The following is a 15,702-nucleotide window of genomic DNA, read 5'->3' as shown; positions in this document are numbered from 1 at the left end:
ATGGGCACCGATATTAGATCTGGTTAGGTACCTCACAATTGGGTAAATACCTTTCTCATCCCCCATCTGCGCTCCTCCAAAAAAACAGAAGTAGGGAAGTCAATCAAACAGGCTTAAAGGCTCTTTGCCAGATTAGGGAAGGGGTCTGAGGATGAGAGTCTAGAGAATCCAGATACTAGATTGGGATGCACTCGTTTTAACCTTGCTGCGTATACTCAAAAGCCGGACGTATCTTAGAGTCTAATCGTTAATTTTCTAACCTTTTTGAGGTCTTTTGCGGTTTGCGCCTAAAATCTTTAGGTTTTTGGCCACCAGACACTGTTCTGCCATGCCTTATCGCTGTAGCCACCCGCGTTGAGACACTTCAATGGCTGAAAGCCGCTGACAGAAAAGCTTTGCTGCTGTCTGCTACCCTCAGGCTTTTGCTTTTAACTGTCGTTGCGCTCCTTTGCAAGTCAAAGGGCTTGGTGCTGCAAGCGATGACTGGGTAAAACGGCCATGGCGGGTTTATCGTAAGCAACCAACGATCATGCCTGCTAGTAGCACAAAGCCGATCATGACATTTTGGCGAAAAAGGCGACCATAAAGTTTGCCCGGTGGGTTGTAGCGATTCAGTTGGCCATATTGCCAACCCCAAAGAGCGCTAGCGATCGCCAGCGTTAACCAAAAGGCCATGTTTAACTGCATTTGCCAGCCAAGTAAGGCCAGCATGAGCACCGTTCCGGCAAAGAACAGTCCGACTGCTAAGGCGGCTCGCTTGCCAAAAAATAAAGCGCTAGAGCGCACCCCCACTTGCTGGTCGTACTCGCGATCGGGAATCGCGTAGATGGTGTCAAAAGCCAGTGTCCACAGCACGGTTGCCGCCCAGAGCAGCCAGGCTGATAGCTCCAAACGAGCGGTTACTGCCGTCCAGCTAATGAGTACCGCAAAGCCCCAAGCTAGCGATAGCACCAGTTGGGGTACCGGAAAGACTCGCTTGGCCAAGGGGTAAAGCACAATCACAGGTACCGCCAAAACACACAGCCAGAAGCTAAGCGGATTGAGATAGCGAGCCAGAAAAAAAGCACACAGAAAGGCGATCGCCGCCACGACCAAACCTGTCTTGATGGATAAAGCGCGTGAGGCCAAAGGGCGATCGCGGGTGCGCTGCACTTTAGGGTCAATATTGCGATCCCACAAATCGTTGACGACACAGCCGCCAGCGCTAGTAGCCAGCGTGCCGAGAATAATCACGCCCACCAGCGGCACAGGTGGCCCCCCTCGCGCGGCTAAAAAAACAGCCCAAAGCGCCGGAATCATCAAAATTAAACGACCGGAAGGCTTATCCCACCGAATCAAACGAAGGACGGTAACCCAGGTAGGTTCTCTCTGGAGCGGTGGCTGACTAACCATGAACTGCAGCGACAAGATAACAATAAAGTCTCTTTTTAGAATATCGGGTCGTTATCCCTTCAGGTTAGTTAAAGGCAGAAGTCTGAGGGCAGCAGACAGCAGCAAAGCTTTTCTGTCAGCGGCTTTCAGCCATTGAAGTGTCTCAACGCGGGTGGCTACAGCGATAAGCCCGCTTTTGTCAGGCTAGGAAAAATCGACGAATTTGCGTTGTTTTGGCCGACGAGAAATCAAGGCTTGCCCCCGTTTGATCCAAAAGAAATATGGTTAGCTGAGAAAATGCGGCTGCCTTGGATCTACATAAACTTTTGAGCTAGCCGATTTTGAATCATCCAAATAGTCCAGGCGCTAAGGCTAGCTACCAGAGCGCTGGTACCCCCCACGAACTGACCATTAAGCCACAACAAAGCGCCGCCAAGGGCACACAGCACGGCTATGCTCACAGACACCCCCAGCATCGCCTTCAAGGTTTGCGTCGTGAGCAACAACTGGGCCGTGGGAGAAGCCCCCACCGCGAACGTTACCTCGGCTTTGAGCAGGGCTTGGGCTGTTTCGTAGCTGCCAGCATCAATTTGGTAGTAGGTGCCTAGGGCTTGATCGCGCAGTTGGGGGACGGAGTGCAGACCGAGTTGTTTAGCATGGGCGATCGCCCCTCGAATTTGTTTTTGGGTTGCTACCGGGCGAAAGGTTTCAAAGACTGATTCTCGGTAGACGCCAGTAATCGCCATATCAAGAATTCGCTGGCTAATTTCAGCCGTGGATAGCCGTTGGGTTAAAGCACTCATGCCAAACTTCCCGTAGATCTCGATCGAGTCAGGCCACAGAGTAATTTTGTACTATATTGCCAGAAATGGCAATGTGGCTGTAATTGACTTGAGTTGTCATCTGAGCCAGCAAAACTGTACCCTGATTGAGAAAAACGCAGGGGCGCGAACATGGCTACAGAAACACCGATTCTTGGCGTCGCCGTCTTGGGCACTGGCTTTGGTCAAAAAATTCATATTCCGGGTTTGCAAGCTCACCATCGCACCCGCCCGGTCGCGGTTTATCATCGCGATTTAGACCAAGCCCAGGCGATCGCCCAGGCTCATGACATTCCCCACGCCTGTCAAACCGTAGCCGCCGCCCTGGCTTTGCCCGAAGTTAAAGCGGTAGCCATTTCTACGCCACCATTTTTACACTACCCGATGGCCAAACAAGCGCTAGAAGCGGGCAAACACCTGTTGTTAGAAAAGCCCACCACGCTGACTGTCGCTGAAGCCCAGGATCTGTTGCGTCTGGCTCAAGCTCAGCAGTGTATTGCTGTGGTAGATTTTGAGTTTCGCTTTGTTCCGGCTTGGCAGCGCTTGGCTGAACTACTGGCTGAGGGCTATGTCGGCCAAAAGCGTTTGGTGAAGATTGATTGGCTAGCGGGTAGCCGCGCCAACCCCGATCGCCCGTGGAACTGGTATGCCCTTAAAGACAAAGGCGGCGGCGCTTTAGGAGCCATTGGTTCCCATGCATTTGACTATATTGCTTGGCTATTTGGCCCGGTGCAGCGCCTTTGTGGCCGTCTCAGCACAACCATTACCGAGCGCCCCGATCCCACAACCGCAGAACTCAAACCCGTAGACGCTGATGATACCTGCACGCTCATGCTAGATCTGCAAGACGGCACCCCTTGCCAGGTAACGTTGAGTGCGGTGACCTATGAAGGCCGGGGGCACTGGGTAGAAATTTATGGCGATCGCGGTACTTTGGTTTTGGGCAGCAGTAACGCCAAAGACTATGTCCACGGCTTTAAACTCTATGGAGCTACCGCCGGAGAACCGCTGGCAGAGTTGGAAATTCCCACCCGTCTAGATTTTCCGCAAACCTATAGCGATGGCCGCTTAGCCCCTTTCATTCGGGTGGTAAATCATTGGGTCGAGTGTATCGATCGCCAACAGGTCAGTGCCCCCTCATTACGCGAAGGTTGCTACTCCCAACTGCTGATGGATCTGACCCACCAGTCAAGCCAGCAAAGCAGTTGGCTTGACGTACCCCCGCTTCATTAAGGAATACATCATTCAAGCTATTTCGAGCGTCACGGGAACCCTAAATAGGTAATATCTCACTAAATTAAGCGTTAGGCGTTCTCTTGGGTTGTTAGAACGCGGGGATGTCTGGCTTGTTATGTCGCTGCAGAAGTTTCCACCCGAAACCGCTCAAAAAATTATTCAGTTTGCCAGAGCGGGGTTGATGTTGCCAGCTTCTGAACAGCAGCCGACAGCAGCCTCAGACCTTGACCTCGACGACCTGCCCGAACCCACTTCTTTAAGCCAGTTAGGCGATCTGTTTCGGGTTGGCGGCATTCCCGATGAAACGATTACAGCGCCCAATCTTCAGGGACGCTGGTTTTTAAGTACAACTGATCCGGCTGCTGTGATTAACAAGCTGCCTGGGCTGCAATTAAAAGCAGGTTGGTGTTTGGTGACTTATTTGTACCGTCAGTCTACTCAGGGGATGGGCGTGACCTGGGCGATTCCAGAATCTTGTAATACCACCGCCCAGCTCGAAGCGGCTCTGCAAAATACGGATGCTCAGCAGGCTCCTCGTCCCCCTCAGGCCAGTCCGGTAATGGCCGCGCTGACGGGGGACTTTTCCGCCGCGTCTTTTCTGGCTGCTTCGCTGTTTTACCGAGAAATTAAAGAATTAGGACGGGCGGGTAAGCGGGTGCAATGGGGTCAGCATCGTTTGATTGGGGCGGTTCCGACTAATAAACCCTGGCAGTGGCGCGGCAAGATGCCTCAGAGTTTGGCTCCTAAAGTCAGAGTTTTGCCCGATCAGACGGCAGCGGTTGAATTTTTCACCTGTCGGCTAACGCCGCCGCTGAGCCTTTTTCGCCATGTCGATCAGTATGCGGGGGGCAGTTATGTGCCTAAAAGCGTTGACCAGGCGATCGCGCTGCTGCCCAATCAGGCGTCTAACCCGCAGCCCTAGTCGATCGCCAAATCGCATCGGTAACCCGTCGCACATCATGGATGGCAGCAACATCGTGAACCCGCAGAATATCGGCTCCGCCAGCGATCGCTGCCGCACAGGCAGCAGCCGTGCCCCAAACCCGTTGACTGGGATCTGGCTGATCTAAAATCCAGCCAATAAAACTCTTACGGGACGGGCCGACCAAAAGCGGCACATCAAGAGACTTCAGTTCGGCCAGACGGCGCAAAATTTCTAAATTTTGGGCATAGGTTTTGGCAAACCCAATACCCGGATCAATGGCGATGTGGCTAGGGTCAACGCCGACGGCGATCGCCCGCTCAATTTGCTTGCGTAAAAAAGCTTGAATCTCCGCCATCACGTCTGTATAGTCAATCATCTGCTGCATAGTCTGGGGAGTGCCGCGAATATGCATCATGATGTAAGGCACCTGAAACTGAGCCACCACTTCAAAAATCTCTGGCTCGAACGTTCCACCTGAAATGTCATTGACGATGTCGGCACCCGCCTTGATCGCCGCTTGAGCCACAGCGGCGCGGGTTGTATCTACCGAAATCACAATCGAGTTGAGCGCTTGATTGGCGTCACCTCGAATCGCTTGAATCACCGGAATTACCCGCTGTAGTTCTGCTTCCAGTGAAATTTGCTCGGCTCCTGGCCGGGTAGACTGGCCGCCAATGTCAATAATGTCGGCTCCGGCGGTAATCAAATAACACACCCGGCTAACCGCCATCTCTAAACTGTCAAACTGCCCCCCATCGCTAAAGCTATCTGGCGTGACGTTGAGGATGCCCATCAGGTAAGTGCGCTGACCCCAACCAAATGTTTGATTGCGAATTTTCCATGTCTTAGCATTCATACCCATACAGCCGCCCAAAACCAAGGGCTTCTAACGTCATCCAGCCTTTGAATGTATGAGGAAATACACCAAATATAAAGGAAATTCTGTATTTCTACAGTCAAATTTTATTAGACGACGGTACCTGTTGGCTTTTGCCGTTTTCATCTGTTCGGCCTTGCTGCGCCGTCCGCTTTGGTTTGGCGTGCCCGTTTGGCTGATTCGTTGCAAGCAGCAAACGCTAGCATAGAAAAATCTCTGTTTAAATCAGCCGTTAGCGCCATCGCTTCTATGCTAGAACTGCACTGCCATACCACCTTTTCCGATGGCACACTGACACCTACGCAGCTTGTGCAGTCAGCCGTTTCGGCAGGGGTTAAAGCCCTGGCTATTACCGATCATGACACCCTGGCTGGTTGGGATGAGGCGATCGCAGCGGCAGCCGCCTACGAGCTAGAAATTATTCCGGGTTTAGAGCTAAGTACGGTGCATTTGGGGCGATCGCTGCATATTTTAGGGTTTTATCCCAACCGCGATCGCTTACAAGATCCCCTACAAGCCCGCCTTGCCGGACGCCGACGCCGCGCCCAGCAAATGGTAGAAAAGCTAGCCGAGCTGGGCTACCCGATTGAATTACCCATAATGCCCGCAGAAATGGCACCCGGTCGCCCCCATCTAGCGGCAGCGCTTGTCAAAGCTGGTTATGTGCAGACAGCCTCAGCAGCCTTTGAACGCTGGCTCAACGATCAGGGGCCTGCTTATGTCCCTTACGAAAAGTTTGCCGCCGTCGATGGTATTGCGCTCTTACGCCGCTGTGGAGCTGTTCCCGTCTGGGCGCATCCCTATTTGTTTCGGGGAGGCAGCGTTGAGGCGGTTTTACCAGATCTGGTAGCGGCTGGTCTGGTTGGCCTAGAAGTGTATCACCCCAACCACAGCCCTCGTCAGGTGGAAAAACTGCTGGGCTTCTGCCAGCAACACCGTCTCTTGATAACCGGGGGAAGTGACTACCACGGCCCTGCGACCGATTTCACCAGTTCACACACGGGGCTAAACCAGCTACAGATACCGTTGTCGCTTTTGCCACCGCTACAAGAACAGGCGTTGCAGCTTCGCGGCTTTCAACCCCTGATGGTTGGCTAAAAAGGTAGAAGTCTGAGGGCAAAAGGCAGATGAAGTGCTTTTGAGCGGGGGCTTACGGCGACAGCTATAAAAGACGCTTGGCTAGCTTGGCTCAAGCAGAAAGGGGAGTAGACAGTTGATCCCAAAAAAAGCTCCCCCACGCGGAGGGAGCTATCTGGTTTAGTCTAGCTATCTAGCGAAAAACCAATCAGTTAGTTGGCAACGGCAATACCCCCCGCAATGCCAGACACAATGGCTGAGACTAGAGCGGTGCCAAACAGCCACCAAGCTGCCACTTCAGCCGCCTTTTTCGTGGCTTCAAACTGGTGGTAGGCTTGCTGCTTAAGCGCTTGTAGGCGACTTTCGACTTGCGCTTCTAGACGCTGTGCCCGATGTAAAACGTTGTCGCGAGCTGCTTCGATTTGGTCAATCACCCGGTTGGCATCTGCTTCAGAAATGCTGTCATGGGAGCTAACTACGGCCACAAGGGTGTCGCGATCAAACTGGCCAAGGCGATCGCGCAAAGCGACAAATCCGGCTTGAGGGTCATCAAACAGTTTGCGCACATCTCGCTGAATACCTTCGTAGCTCAACTCTGGCCGATCGAGTGAGTTGAGATAGTGGCGAATGCGACCCAAAATGCGATCAACGACTGCTTCTAGACGGCGCTGTACCAGTTGAAGTTGCGACTGAATGCGATCGCGGACGGCTTCAATCCGGCCAACAATGGCTTCAGCTTCTTCGGGCGAGAGATCATCCCGCTGCGCTAGCAAAGCAACCAAGGTATCGCGATCCATGCGCGAGAGGCGATCGCCTATTCTTTCAGCCCCTAGACGAGGATCATCTAGCAGGGTTTGCAGGTCGCGCTTGATGCCTTCTGGGTGCAGTTCGGCTTTGTCAGTGCTAAGCAGATAGTTTTCCATAGCGGCTTCAAAGGAGACCACTTGTGACTGGGCACGACGAGCCAAGCGGCGCGGCGATCGCAGCAGGCTGCGAATGCTGTCTAAGATTTCGTCAATTGCCTGGTTGACTTCTGCTTCGCTGAGGTCGTCGCGCTGGCTTAAAAGCTGTACCAGCGTATCGCGATCCATCCGAGCCAGACGGGCTTGAATCGCTTTTGCGCCCACTTTGGGATCGTCTAATAGCTTTTGCAAATCGCGCTGAATGCCGTCTGGGTTGAGTTCTTCTTTGCCAGTGCTGCGCAAATAATCGGCGATCGCAGTGGTGGCCTGGTGGTACTTTTCTTGCACCTGCTGGCTGAGCTGCTGAGGAGTGCTGATCATCTGATACCAGTTGCGCTCTACCTGATCCAAAATGCGGTTAGCTTCAGCTTCCGACAGATCAGGCCGCTGGCTTAAAAGCTGTACCAGCGTATCGCGATCGAAGCGGGCTAAACGTCCTCGCAGTTGGCGCACCCCTGTTTCGGGTTCGTGCAGCAGAGTTTGCAAATCCCGCTGAATGCCTTCTGGGTTCAGTTCCGCTTTTCCGGTGTTGCGCAAATAGTCTTGAAGTTGCTGCCACTGGTTGTCTAAGCGGACTTGGGCTGCTTGCTGTAGCCCTTCAGCGTCGGCCATTTTGCGGTTGAGAATTTGCTGCAGCTTACTGGCAATATGCTGCGTTTCGGTATCGTCCAAATCGGGACGGGTATGCAAAACCTGAACCATAAAGCTAGAGCTGATCAGGCTATAGCGCTCTTTCAGTTGCTCAAGAGTGGCTTCTGAGTCTTCTACAATCGCTTCAAAGGCGCGATCGCCCAAGTCTGTCAGCAGTTCTTCTTTAGGCGTCAGTTGCAAAAAGATTTCTACTTCGCGGCGCAGTTGCTTTTGAATCTGCACCCACTCGGCAGCTTGAACATCTTTGAGCACTTCCTGGCGGATAATTTCAAGCTTCAAAGAAGTCTGCTGGATTTCTGATTGGGTCAGCAACCCGCGAGATTGCAGAATATCGGCAAAGTAAGGCCGATTGAGCTGCTCTAGCTGACGCCGTAACTGGGCTGGATTGGCATCGCGGTCATAGAGAACGTTGCGGAAAGTTTCAGATAGGCGATCGCTGCGCATTTGCCAAACGTAGGTGTTTAGCAAATAGGTTTCAACGTCGGCCTTTAGCAGGCTAAGCGGTTCCGGGTCGCCAGAACTCACTTGAGCCGTAATTTTATCTGCCTGGTCAGTCAGCTGATGACGGGCTGATTGAAACTGACCCAGCATTTTTTCAACGTCTAAATCTGAAAGGTCAGTTCGCCCCATCGCCACACCCATCGCTGTGTTGAGTCCTTGAGACAGCAACTGTTGAAAGGTGTTGGAAGAAGACTGATCGGGACGCCGTCTGCGTAATTCGTCGAGTAGCTGATCTAAACGCTGATTCAGCCCTTGCGAAATCTCTTCGGGTTGAGCCTGACGTAAATAGTCAACCAGTTCGCGCACGCCGTTGTTGGAAGACTGAGGCAAAGATTGCTGCCATTTTTTGTAGAGACGATCGGCAATTCGGTTGACCTCACGCGGTGCTAAATCGCTGCGGCTGCTAACTAAATCGACAAAAGCTTGGCGATCGATCCGCTGAAGAACCTCAACGTCGTCAACATCTTGCAGATTAGCGCTGTTAAGAATACGGTCAAATTCGTTCTCTAAATCAGTAATATCGACTTCCGGCGATCGCAGCGTTGACACATAGTCTTGCAACGTCTCTTTAAGCGCTTCTGGATCGACGCTGTCAGACAGCTCGCGGCGAACCGTAGCCGCGATGGCTTCTGCCGTTGCCACCATCTGATTGCTGGCTGCTTTGGCACCCAGGGCTGCGGTAGCGGTGCCCATAATGGTCTGAAAGCTAGAAGTTGCTTGCTTAACAACTGAACCGACCAAAGAGCCAACCGTCGTCGAACTGACCCACATTAGGAGGGTGAAATAAAGCCCCCAAATCACCAGACCCGTAATCGTGCCCAGCACCCAATTATCAAACAGGCTCAGCTTCACAGCCAGCCAACAGGCAAAAAACAGCGCCAAACTCACTGTTACCAGCGTCCAAACCCCAAAGGCAACGCTAATCGTCTGTATTGAGGTGCCGCTATCGTCACTGCTACTAGAAGACTTGCTAGAACCACTGTGGCTGAGATATGACACTCCTGCAGCAACAGACAAATTAGTCAGTAGCATTTGAAAGCCAAACGCCAAAATTAATCCCGACAGCAGCGCAACAAAAAACTGAGGTCCTGAAAAAACGAGTGCTGCTTCCTCAGGAGTGTCTACGCCAGCATCGGAAAGCTGCGCGATGAGTCGCCACGCAGTCAGCATCCCGTTATAACCCATCATTGATCAATCCTCAAAAAATCTAAACTGTGAACTTCTAGGCAGCAATCTCTTGTCGAGGAATGATGGCAGCAAATCCCAGGCGATCTACCTTTTTCAGCCTGGATTTGCGTATCTGCCAGAAACAACTTGCTGCCCTAGTCAATCCAACATTTTTTCGGCTCAAAAGGCATCTCTCTACAGGCGGATACCCGTTGTCAGTCGTTTAGCAGCATGGGTCAAAAGTTAGAGAGCAGTTTTTTAGAACCGCGTTATTTGCGGAGAAAGAAAAGCCAGCGTTGATTCAATTTTTTCAGATTCAAACACTGCAATATATGGCTTGAGGGAGAGGAGAAAATAGCCAAATATTTTTACGATTTGCCATAGATCGCCTGACTTAAGTGTTAACTGTTCTGATCTATGTCAATTCCTATTCCCGCTCGACCTAATGGCTATCGCCTAGGTTCGGGTAATGCTCCCCTTCAAGTAGAAGTTTTTGTTGATATTGAATGTCCTTTTTCGCAGCGGGCGTGGCAGACATTACAAAAGTTGTTGGAAGCCGATGGGCTGCACCAGGTTGCCTTTACGGTTTTGCCAATGGTTTTGTGCGATCATCGCCAGAGTTGGGATTTGACCAAAGCCGCAACCTGGGTAGCGGCAGGTGACGCCGAACGTTTTTGGCAATTCTTTTCATATCTTTACGATCGCCAATCTCTGTTTTCAGCAGATGCTTTTCGTTCAAAAAGTCAACTAGATTTACACAACTTAATTGCTGAGTTTATAGCAGATTTCGCTGAGGGAAATGAGCAACGGGATCAAACAGGGGTGATGGCAAAGTTGGCTGATGACGAATTGGCAAATCAAACAAAGCAATCCATCCGCTATGCGATCGCCCGTGGTATTTGGTCAACGCCCACTTTTTTGATCAATGGGGCTAAAGCCGACTGTCTCGACTCCAGCGCCAGCGTCGCCGACTGGCAGCGCCTACTCAATTCGTTGCTGACTCAAAGCGCCCAGCCATAAGCCGCAAAAGTTGAGGCAACCGCAAACCCGATTACAAAGTTACACAGGAGAATACAATGCGAATTGCTCAAGTGGCTCCATTATGGGAGCGAGTTCCCCCCCCGGCTTATGGAGGTATTGAGCTGGTGGTGAGCTTTTTGACAGATGAACTGGTGCGCCGTCATCATGATGTGACGTTGTTTGCCACCGGAGATTCTCAGACGCAAGCTGAACTGGTAGCTGCGATCGCAGAGCCTATCCGTGGCAACGAAGCCATTGAAGAACCCATGGTTTATGAGATGATTCAGCTCCAGCAATTGCTAGAGCGAATCGACAATTTTGATATTGTGCATATTCATAAGTGGATTCCACCGCTGCCCATCGCTCATATTATTAAGCGGCCTACGGTCTACACCATGCACAGCAACTTTGGTAAAGACCACCGCAAACTCTACATGCGCTATCCAGAGCAAAACTTTGTCAGCATCAGCCAAGCCCAACAAGATTTAGCGCCACAGCTTAACTACGTAGCCACGGTTTACAACGGTATTGATCCAGGCCAATTCCCTTTTGTCGATCAGCCTCAAGATCCGCCCTATTTAGCCTTTTTGGGGCGGATGTCACCCAGCAAAGGGCCACACCATGCGATCGCCGTGGCTAAGCAACTGGGTCTGCCGCTGAAGCTAGCCGGAAAAGTGGATACTAAAGACCGAGACTACTTTGAACAAGAAGTGGCAGCTCACTTTGACGACGATCAAATTCAATATTTAGGGGAAGCCAGCCACGCTGAAAAAACGCAGCTTTTGGGGCAGGCGATCGCCACGTTGTTTCCGATTACCTGGCATGAGCCGTTTGGTCTGGTTATGGTAGAGTCGATGGCAACTGGAACACCTGTGATTGCCATGCGTATGGGCGCAGTGCCAGAGGTGATTGCTGCGGGTAAAACCGGATTTATCTGCGATGATGTGGAGGAAATGGCCAAGGCGGTATCGCAGGTAGATCAAATTGATCGGGCGCTGTGTCGCCAGCGGGTGGAGCAGCATTTTAGCTACGAAGCCATGACAGACAGCTATTTGGCCGTCTATCAACAGGTCTTGTCATCAGCGCCGCCGCAAAAAGTAGCCTAGGCAAGGAATGTGACGGTTCAACCATGAAAAATCCCCCAAGCTTTGATTATGACTTGCTCGTAGTTGGAGCTGGTTCGGCTGGTTTAACGGTGGCAAGAGCCACTGCTCAGCAAGGGTTACGGGTAGCGATCGCTGAGGCTGAGGCCATTGGTGGCACCTGTGCCAATCGGGGTTGCGTTCCCAAAAAGCTAATGGTTTATGCGGCTGATGTGGCTCGTCAGCAGGCGCTAGCGGCAGGTTATGGCTGGGTAAATCCGAAAGGTCTGTTTGACTGGTCGGCGCTGAAACAGGCCATGCACCAGCACATCGCTGAAATTAACCAATCGCTGCGATCGCAGCTCGAAGCCGATGGCGTCACTTATTTAGCAGGGCAAGCAGCTTTTGTCGATGCCCATCGGTTGCAAATTGGCGATCGCTGCTTAAGCGCTGCCTACATTGTTTTAGCCGTTGGTGCCAAACCAACACCGCTAACCTGTCCTGGGCTAGAAAACGCCATTACTTCTCGCCAGATATTTACGCTCGAAACGTTGCCGTCGCGCATTGCGATTGTCGGTGGGGGGTACATCGGCGCAGAGTTTGGTAGCCTGTTAAACTTGCTCGACTGCGAAGTCACCCTCATCGATCAAGACCGTCAAATTCTGACGGGCTTTGACGCCGATATTCGCTGTGCGGTACAGACTGCCCTGCTCGATCGAGGCGTGCGTTTCATCGGCCAAACCCAGGTAAAAGCGCTGGAATTGACCACTCAGGGCTTGCAGCTACACTTGTCTGAGTCAGCTAGCGCTTTATCGGTAGATTGTGTGCTGGTGGCAATTGGGCGTCAGCCCAACCTAGAGGGGCTAAAGCTTGAGCAAGTCGGTATTCAAACAGAGGCAGGTGCGATCGCAGTGGATGACTATGGCCGCACCGACCAAGATCACATTTTTGCCGTGGGTGACTGCACCCGACGCAACCAGCCCCTTACCCCCGTTGCTAAAGCAGAAGCCGCCGCCGTTGCCCAAACGCTGCTAGGCACCCCCACACCGATTAATTGTCCATACATCCCTTCGGCGGTGTTTACCCGTCCTGAAGCCGCCACAGTGGGGCTAACCGAAGAAAAGGCGGCTAAAGCGCTAGGCGATGCCATGCAAATTTACGCTAAATCTTTTGAACCCTTGCGCTACAGCTTGACCCAGCCAGACAACAAAACTCTGGTTAAGCTAATCGTCAATCAAAAGACAGATAAAGTCGTAGGGCTACACATGGTCGGCGATCATGCGGCTGAAATTGTCCAAAGCGTTGCAGCGGCCATTCGCCAGGGAATTACGGTTCATGCCCTTACTCAAAGCTTAGGAATCCATCCCACGGTAGGAGAGGAAGTTTTGAGCCTGTGATAAAGATAGGTCAGCAGGAAGCTCAAGCCCAATCAGCTTCCTGAAAGATTAGATTTTAGAACTGCTCAAAATTTATGACCTCACTTTCTTTAATTGACCCAGCAGTGGCTCAATGGCACGAAATTCCTACCCTATGCCAGTATTTTCAAACCTTAAACCAGGGTGAGTTTGCCGCGACCGCTGCCCTATTTGCGCCAGCAGGCCAACTACAGCCGCCTTTTGAAGAACCCATTGTGGGTGCAACGGCGATCGCTGCTTATCTGGCGAAAGAAGCTACTAATTTACAGTTAGAACCGCTACAGGGAGACTTAAGCCCGTTAGCAGACGGCCAGGTGCAGGCAGAAATCAAAGGAAAAGTGCGCACGCCCCTCTTCAAGGTCAACGTTGGCTGGGTTTTTATTCTCAATTCCCAAGCCGAAATTGAATATGTACGGGTGCGGCTGCTAGCGTCTATGCAAGAGCTGTTAAAGCTACGCCGTTAGCCTCAGCCGTAAATTATTACCATGCCTGCGTTTGTCCCTTGGATCGTTTCGCTGGTTGGTGTCGTTTGTTTGGCGGCTGTTCATCTTTATGGCATCAATCTGCGCTTTCTCAGTCGCTGGCCGCGAAGCTGGTGGCTATCTTTAGCCAGTGGCGTTTCAGTCGCTTATGTGTTCGTTCATCTACTCCCTGACTTAAACGAGCATCAGGCTGTTTTAGACGAAGCTTTACCGCTGGCCTTTCTCGAAAGCCACGTTTATATCATGGCGCTGCTAGGGTTAGCAGTCTTTTATGGCTTAGAGCGTTTGGTGAAGCGCTCACGCCAGCGATCGCCCGAAAAAATCGACGAAACGGCCAGCCTGCAGGTTTACTGGATACACATCACAGCGTTTGCCATCTACAACACCCTCATTGGCTATCTGCTGCTGCACCGAGAAGATAACAGCTTTCGCGGCCTCTTATTTTTCATCATTGCCATGTCCCTACATTTTCTCGTTAACGATGTAGGCTTGCAGCAAGATCACAAACGCACCTATCGCCATTCGGGTCGCTGGATTTTGGCGGCGGCGGTTTTGGTCGGTTGGCTAATTGGCAATGGTACAGAAATTTCAGAAGCGGCGATCGCTACGTTATTCTCTTTTCTCGCTGGTGGCATTATCCTAAACGTTTTAAAAGAAGAATTGCCTGAAGAACGAGAAAGTCAGTTTTGGGCATTTGCCACGGGGGTAGGGGCTTATACCCTCTTGCTGCTAGCGCTTTAAGCGGTAGCCTGATGATTGATATAAGGGTTAATTAACCTTCGCTCCAGTCATCGTCAAAACTGAGTATCAAAAGCTACCTGCTAACAGAAAAAACACCTAAAAAACCGACAATATCTATCTTTCTATGGCAGCAAAACTGCCCTAAGAAAGATTTACATTGCACAAAAACAGCCTAACCTGTCTGTTAACTCGTATAAATTTACTCATTTTTATATACGGTTAAAAAAAGGCGCAAAACAATGAAACATTCATAAAAGTTAAGTCGTCTTGCCCTGTAGTAAAGCCACAGCTATTTAATTCGGCTATTGGGTGTAGTCAAGCACAAATTAACTGAATTCTAACGCTTACTCTCAAATTGTTCTCGAACATGATGCTCCGACTGCAAGCTGCTCTGAGAAAACTGCTAATGCCTTCTAACTCAAGTATCTCCAAAACAGTTACTGCCGATAAAGTGCAACAACTTTACGCAGACTTTCGCAGGGCCTCTTTGGAATCGGTCGCCCGCGAACTTCGCACCAATAACCTGAAACAACGCCAAAAAACGCTGATCAAAGAGCGGGTCAAAATTCTCAACGTCGAGATTGACAACCTGGCGACCCACGACTTTTTGCATCAGCTAAAGCAAGGCGTCGTCTTCACCCCTAACGTCGATCACGTTATGAAGCTGCGAGAAGACGAAGAATTTGTCCAGGCTTATCACCAAGCAGACTACAAAGTTTGTGATAGCCAAATTTTGATGTATGCTTCTAAGTTTTTAGGAACTCCTATTAAAGCTAAAATTTCAGGCTCCGACCTGCTGCCGCTTTTTTGCCAGCACCACAAACACAACCCGGCTGTGAAAGTCTTTTTGTTGGGTGGCGCTGAAGGCGTCGCCGAGCAAGCGCGGCGAAACATTAACGCCAAAGTAGGCCGCGAAATTATTGTGCAGGCGCACTCGCCTTCTTTTGGCTTTGAGCGCAACGAGGCAGAATGCCAAGAACTGATAAATGTGATCAAACGCTCTGGCGCTAATGTGTTGGTGGTGGGGGTCGGCGCACCCAAACAAGAAAAATGGATTGCTAAATATCGCCATCAGCTCCCCAATATTGATATTTTCTTGGCTGTTGGGGCAGCGATCGACTTTGAAGCAGGGAATAAACCTAGAGCACCTCGTTACATCAGTGAACTGGGGTTTGAATGGCTCTATCGTCTCATGTCTGAGCCGAAGCGGCTTTGGAAGCGCTATTTACTCAGAGACATGCCTTTTGTCTGGATGATTTTGCAAGCTAGATTCAGACGCGAACAGCAGCTTTCTTGAGCCTCAAAAACTTTGCCTAAAAAGTTTTGGGGTGGCTCCCTTTACCTGTTTAAAAACGCGGGTAAAGTGAGACTGAT

Annotated in this window: 13 protein-coding genes; 9 read left to right on the top strand and 4 right to left on the bottom strand. The window is 51.1% G+C overall.

Annotated features, from left to right (window positions below):
* Positions 1 to 507: 507 nt before the first annotated feature.
* Positions 508 to 1,392, bottom strand: a complete 885-nt coding sequence (locus tag ACTS3T_RS23785) for a 4-hydroxybenzoate solanesyltransferase (protein WP_462935844.1) — start codon at positions 1,390 to 1,392, stop codon at positions 508 to 510.
* A gap of 293 nt (positions 1,393 to 1,685) precedes the next feature.
* A complete protein-coding gene (locus ACTS3T_RS23780) occupies positions 1,686 to 2,174 on the bottom strand; it encodes a hypothetical protein (RefSeq protein ID WP_462935843.1) in 489 nt (162 codons plus the stop codon).
* Between the two features lie 150 nt (positions 2,175 to 2,324).
* Here ACTS3T_RS23780 and ACTS3T_RS23775 point away from each other — a divergent pair, with 150 nt between their 5' ends.
* Both ACTS3T_RS23775 and ACTS3T_RS23770 read left to right on the top strand, forming a co-directional pair.
* A complete protein-coding gene (locus ACTS3T_RS23775) occupies positions 2,325 to 3,425 on the top strand; it encodes a Gfo/Idh/MocA family protein (RefSeq protein WP_462935842.1) in 1,101 nt (366 codons plus the stop codon).
* A gap of 118 nt (positions 3,426 to 3,543) precedes the next feature.
* A complete protein-coding gene (locus tag ACTS3T_RS23770; RefSeq protein ID WP_462935841.1) occupies positions 3,544 to 4,350 on the top strand; it encodes a hypothetical protein in 807 nt (268 codons plus the stop codon).
* Here ACTS3T_RS23770 and folP read toward each other — a convergent pair.
* The gene (gene folP / locus ACTS3T_RS23765; protein ID WP_462935840.1) at positions 4,334 to 5,209 is read right to left on the bottom strand and encodes a dihydropteroate synthase; all 876 of its coding nucleotides are present in this window, start codon (positions 5,207 to 5,209) and stop codon (positions 4,334 to 4,336) included. The two genes, ACTS3T_RS23770 and folP, sit on opposite strands and share 17 nt — an antisense overlap.
* 270 nt (positions 5,210 to 5,479) lie before the next feature.
* On the opposite strand from folP, the gene ACTS3T_RS23760 reads away from it, so the two are divergent.
* Complete coding sequence (locus tag ACTS3T_RS23760; RefSeq protein WP_462935839.1) at positions 5,480 to 6,328, top strand: PHP domain-containing protein; 849 nt, start codon at positions 5,480 to 5,482, stop codon at positions 6,326 to 6,328.
* A 191-nt stretch (positions 6,329 to 6,519) separates the two neighbouring features.
* Here the strand turns inward: ACTS3T_RS23760 and ACTS3T_RS23755 are convergent, their stop codons facing one another.
* On the bottom strand, positions 6,520 to 9,609 hold the full coding sequence (locus ACTS3T_RS23755) for a coiled-coil domain-containing protein (protein WP_462935838.1): 3,090 nt from the start codon (positions 9,607 to 9,609) through the stop codon (positions 6,520 to 6,522).
* A 396-nt stretch (positions 9,610 to 10,005) separates the two neighbouring features.
* Between ACTS3T_RS23755 and ACTS3T_RS23750 the strand changes: the two genes are divergently transcribed.
* The 6 genes from ACTS3T_RS23750 (at position 10,006) to ACTS3T_RS23725 (ending at position 15,625) form a co-directional block, all read left to right on the top strand.
* Positions 10,006 to 10,608, top strand: coding sequence for a DsbA family protein (locus ACTS3T_RS23750; RefSeq protein WP_462935837.1), 603 nt, complete (start codon positions 10,006 to 10,008; stop codon positions 10,606 to 10,608).
* Between the two features lie 56 nt (positions 10,609 to 10,664).
* Entirely contained in the window at positions 10,665 to 11,714 is a 1,050-nt protein-coding gene (locus ACTS3T_RS23745; RefSeq protein ID WP_462935836.1) for a glycosyltransferase family 4 protein, read from the top strand.
* Positions 11,715 to 11,737: 23 nt separating this feature from the next.
* Positions 11,738 to 13,087 carry an FAD-dependent oxidoreductase gene (locus ACTS3T_RS23740; protein ID WP_462935835.1) on the top strand — a complete coding sequence of 450 codons (1,350 nt, stop codon included), beginning with the start codon at positions 11,738 to 11,740 and terminating at the stop codon, positions 13,085 to 13,087.
* A 74-nt stretch (positions 13,088 to 13,161) separates the two neighbouring features.
* Positions 13,162 to 13,569 carry a ketosteroid isomerase family protein gene (locus tag ACTS3T_RS23735; protein ID WP_462935834.1) on the top strand — a complete coding sequence of 136 codons (408 nt, stop codon included), beginning with the start codon at positions 13,162 to 13,164 and terminating at the stop codon, positions 13,567 to 13,569.
* A 21-nt stretch (positions 13,570 to 13,590) separates the two neighbouring features.
* Positions 13,591 to 14,328 (top strand): hypothetical protein, encoded by a 738-nt coding sequence (locus ACTS3T_RS23730; RefSeq protein WP_462935833.1) that lies wholly within the window; start codon positions 13,591 to 13,593, stop codon positions 14,326 to 14,328.
* Positions 14,329 to 14,734: 406 nt separating this feature from the next.
* Entirely contained in the window at positions 14,735 to 15,625 is an 891-nt protein-coding gene (locus tag ACTS3T_RS23725; protein ID WP_462935832.1) for a WecB/TagA/CpsF family glycosyltransferase, read from the top strand.
* Positions 15,626 to 15,702 lie beyond the last annotated feature (77 nt).

Source organism: Almyronema sp. (assembly GCF_052168255.1).
In the GTDB taxonomy this organism is placed as follows: domain Bacteria; phylum Cyanobacteriota; class Cyanobacteriia; order Phormidesmidales; family Phormidesmidaceae; genus Sphaerothrix; species Sphaerothrix epifaneia.
This window is presented reverse-complemented; position numbering and strand designations above follow the sequence as displayed.

Excerpts from the sequence above, each read along its gene's own strand:
- ACTS3T_RS23785 (WP_462935844.1), bottom strand. The coding sequence starts at position 1,392 with ATGGTTAGTCAGCCACCGCTCCAGAGAGAACCTACCTGGGTTACCGTC.
- ACTS3T_RS23780 (WP_462935843.1), bottom strand. The coding sequence starts at position 2,174 with ATGAGTGCTTTAACCCAACGGCTATCCACGGCTGAAATTAGCCAGCGA.
- ACTS3T_RS23775 (WP_462935842.1), top strand. The coding sequence starts at position 2,325 with ATGGCTACAGAAACACCGATTCTTGGCGTCGCCGTCTTGGGCACTGGC.
- ACTS3T_RS23770 (WP_462935841.1), top strand. The coding sequence starts at position 3,544 with ATGTCGCTGCAGAAGTTTCCACCCGAAACCGCTCAAAAAATTATTCAG.
- folP (WP_462935840.1), bottom strand. The coding sequence starts at position 5,209 with ATGAATGCTAAGACATGGAAAATTCGCAATCAAACATTTGGTTGGGGT.
- ACTS3T_RS23760 (WP_462935839.1), top strand. The coding sequence starts at position 5,480 with ATGCTAGAACTGCACTGCCATACCACCTTTTCCGATGGCACACTGACA.
- ACTS3T_RS23755 (WP_462935838.1), bottom strand. The coding sequence starts at position 9,609 with ATGATGGGTTATAACGGGATGCTGACTGCGTGGCGACTCATCGCGCAG.
- ACTS3T_RS23750 (WP_462935837.1), top strand. The coding sequence starts at position 10,006 with ATGTCAATTCCTATTCCCGCTCGACCTAATGGCTATCGCCTAGGTTCG.
- ACTS3T_RS23745 (WP_462935836.1), top strand. The coding sequence starts at position 10,665 with ATGCGAATTGCTCAAGTGGCTCCATTATGGGAGCGAGTTCCCCCCCCG.
- ACTS3T_RS23740 (WP_462935835.1), top strand. The coding sequence starts at position 11,738 with ATGAAAAATCCCCCAAGCTTTGATTATGACTTGCTCGTAGTTGGAGCT.
- ACTS3T_RS23735 (WP_462935834.1), top strand. The coding sequence starts at position 13,162 with ATGACCTCACTTTCTTTAATTGACCCAGCAGTGGCTCAATGGCACGAA.
- ACTS3T_RS23730 (WP_462935833.1), top strand. The coding sequence starts at position 13,591 with ATGCCTGCGTTTGTCCCTTGGATCGTTTCGCTGGTTGGTGTCGTTTGT.
- ACTS3T_RS23725 (WP_462935832.1), top strand. The coding sequence starts at position 14,735 with ATGCCTTCTAACTCAAGTATCTCCAAAACAGTTACTGCCGATAAAGTG.